Source organism: Robiginitalea sp. (genome assembly GCF_049588695.1).
Lineage (GTDB): Bacteria > Bacteroidota > Bacteroidia > Flavobacteriales > Flavobacteriaceae > Robiginitalea.
In genome coordinates, this window is record NZ_JBAVZJ010000391.1 from 1 (window position 1) to 2,730 (window position 2,730).

Sequence of the window (2,730 nt, forward strand, 5' to 3'; positions counted from 1 at the left end):
ATTTGGGAACCTGAATATACTGTTCCAGGTTCTGGTTAAAGCGGCCGCTGACCATACTGTCTTTCCAGCTACTGACCACCAGGTTCTGTTCGATTTTTTCGAAGGCCATATCAATGGCCTCTTCATACGTGTGGGTTTTAATTCCCAGCAGCTCCTGCAGTTTGTTATCCTGTGCCACAACTTCCATTTTCATACTGTCGACCAGGTTGATTGCGAGTTTGTACGAAGTGGAGGTGACAAAATACAGCCAGTAGGAGGATAGTTTAGGTGTCATTACCGGAACAGTCAGGATCCAGTTTCGGAAACCCCTGACTTTTGCATAGCGTTTGAGCATATCTTTATAGGTGAGAATATCGGGTCCGCCAATATCGAAAGACTGATTGTACGTATCGGCACGCCCCAATACCCCGGTCAGGAACTGAATCACATCGCGGATCGCAATAGGCTGGGTCCGGGTGAGCGCCCATTTCGGAGTAATCATAAGGGGGAGTTTTTCGCACAGGTCCCGGATAATCTCAAACGATGAACTGCCCGAACCTACAATAATACCGGCCCGGAGCACGGTCAGTGCAAATGGTCCTTTGTAGAGGATTTCTTCGACCTTTTTCCGGGAGCTGAGGTGTTTGGATAATTTGTCGTTGTTCACGATACCACTGAGGTATATCACCTGGGTGGGTCGCGCTTGTTTCATATAAATATTGAAATTTTGAGCAGACTGGGCTTCCCTTTTGTCAAAATCAGTGGTCGAAGAACTCATCGAGTGGATCAGGTAATACACCACATCGTAGTCCGGGGTAAAAACCCCTTCCCGCGGATCATTTAAAAAGTCTACTTCAACAATTTCGATTTTATTCCGGGTCTCCGCATCAACCGACAGGCGTTTCGCATCCCTAACAGCGCAGACCAAGTGATGCCCTTGCCGTAACAGTTGTGGTAACAACCGCATCCCGATGTATCCGTTGGCTCCGGTAAGCAAAATTTTTAAAGGGCGATTTTCTGATGAATGTTCTGCCATAAGCACTAGAGGTTAGGAGGGCCTTCGGGTGTCTGATCTGCCTTATATCCCAAAAGCCTCACAAAAAACTTCTGGATGGCTTTTGTATCTGCCTGAACCCGGATAAAATGATTGTCTACGTGGACCGAGTACACGCCTATATCTCCTTTGTAGAGGGTCAGTTTATAATAGGGGATGATAAGCCCATAGGTCTCCAACAATGACCTGAAACGGACAATAATCCCTTTGGGTCGCAATTCAATATTACAGCTATCCCGATTATTATCCAGTATCAAAAGGTTGTGGATCTCTACGCTGGATCCGGTTATTATAAGTTTTGGCGACCCGATTCCTTTAAGTTCCCATCGCTCCCTTAGGGTAAATGGTTTTCCGACCAGATCCTCTATTTTGCGCCTGAGTTCCGGGTTGTTGTACGAAACATTAACAAGCATCTCTATTGGCTTTAGGGTGCTGCAGCCCAGGACGGTAGGTTTTAATACCTGAGAATCTCATTTGCATAGCTTTTTATAGTAAAGTTAGCCATTTCGAACCAATCCCTGAAACCTGTGACGGTGCCCTAAAATTGTTTAGTTTTGCACCTTTAAACGACGGTTTATGCACCTGGAAAATCTCCTGATTCAAACGGTAAAAGAAGGGGTTCAAACCCTGTACGGATCCGCACTGGAAACTGTGGAATTGCAGCCGACCCGCAAGGAATTTGTAGGGGATGTGACGGTAGTGGTTTTCCCGATGTTACGTCAGTTAAAAGGCAACCCTGTAGAAATTGGAAATGCCATTGGCAAGTACCTCAAATCCAGGTTGGGCGAAGTGAGTGGTTATAATACCATCAAGGGGTTCCTGAATCTGGAGATCAGTGATACCTATTACCTTAATTTCTTTAACGACATCCGCTCCAAGGAGACCTATGGCTATCAGGAACCCGAATCCAAAGGGGTGGTGATGGTTGAGTATTCCTCCCCCAATACCAATAAACCCCTGCACCTTGGTCATATTCGCAATATCCTGCTTGGGTACTCAGTCTCTGAGATCCTCAAAGCCGCCGGTAATAAGGTTTATAAGACACAGATCGTCAATGACAGGGGCATTCATATTTGTAAAAGCATGCTTGCCTGGAAGCGCTATGGCAAAGGGGAGACCCCCGGGCGAAGTGGTTTGAAAGGCGATAAGCTCGTGGGCAGTTACTACGTGGCTTACAACAATGCCTATAAAGATGAAGTTCTGAGCCTCGTGGCCGAAGGCATGCCCGAGGCAGAGGCAGAAAAGGAAGCGCCCAGTTTAAAAGAAGCCCAGGAGTTATTGAGGCGCTGGGAGGCCGGGGATCCTGAAGTGGTTGCTTTATGGAAGATGATGAACGGTTGGGTATACGACGGTTTTGAGCGCACTTACAAAGATCTTGGTGTTGATTTTGACACGTTGTACTACGAAAGTGACACCTATTTGCTCGGAAAGGACATTGTAGAGGAAGGCCTTGAAAAAGGGGTTTTCTTTAAAAAAGAGGATGGGAGCGTTTGGATTGACCTAACGGAAGATGGGCTGGACGAGAAAATTGTGCTTAGGGCGGATGGAACAGCTGTATATATGACACAGGATATAGGTACGGCCATACAGCGGGTCACCGATTATCCTGACATTACCGGGATGGTCTACACGGTTGGGAACGAACAGGATTATCATTTTAAGGTTCTCTTTCTGATCTTAAAAAAGCTAGGGTATGA

3 protein-coding genes are annotated in these 2,730 nt (G+C 46.5%); 1 reads left to right on the forward strand and 2 read right to left on the reverse strand.

From position 1 onward, the window contains the following. Both WBV75_RS09215 and WBV75_RS09220 read right to left on the reverse strand, forming a co-directional pair. Positions 1-1,015 (reverse strand): NAD(P)H-binding protein (locus WBV75_RS09215; RefSeq protein WP_424120332.1); only part of this gene is annotated, 1,015 nt, incomplete at its 3' end. A gap of 5 nt (positions 1,016-1,020) precedes the next feature. After that, entirely contained in the window at positions 1,021-1,446 is a 426-nt protein-coding gene (locus tag WBV75_RS09220; RefSeq protein ID WP_424120333.1) for a hypothetical protein, read from the reverse strand. A 163-nt stretch (positions 1,447-1,609) separates the two neighbouring features. On the opposite strand from WBV75_RS09220, the gene argS reads away from it, so the two are divergent. Continuing rightward, positions 1,610-2,730 (forward strand): arginine--tRNA ligase (argS, locus tag WBV75_RS09225; protein WP_424120334.1); only part of this gene is annotated, 1,121 nt, incomplete at its 3' end.

Excerpts from the sequence above, each read along its gene's own strand:
- WBV75_RS09220 (WP_424120333.1), bottom strand. The coding sequence starts at position 1,446 with ATGCTTGTTAATGTTTCGTACAACAACCCGGAACTCAGGCGCAAAATA.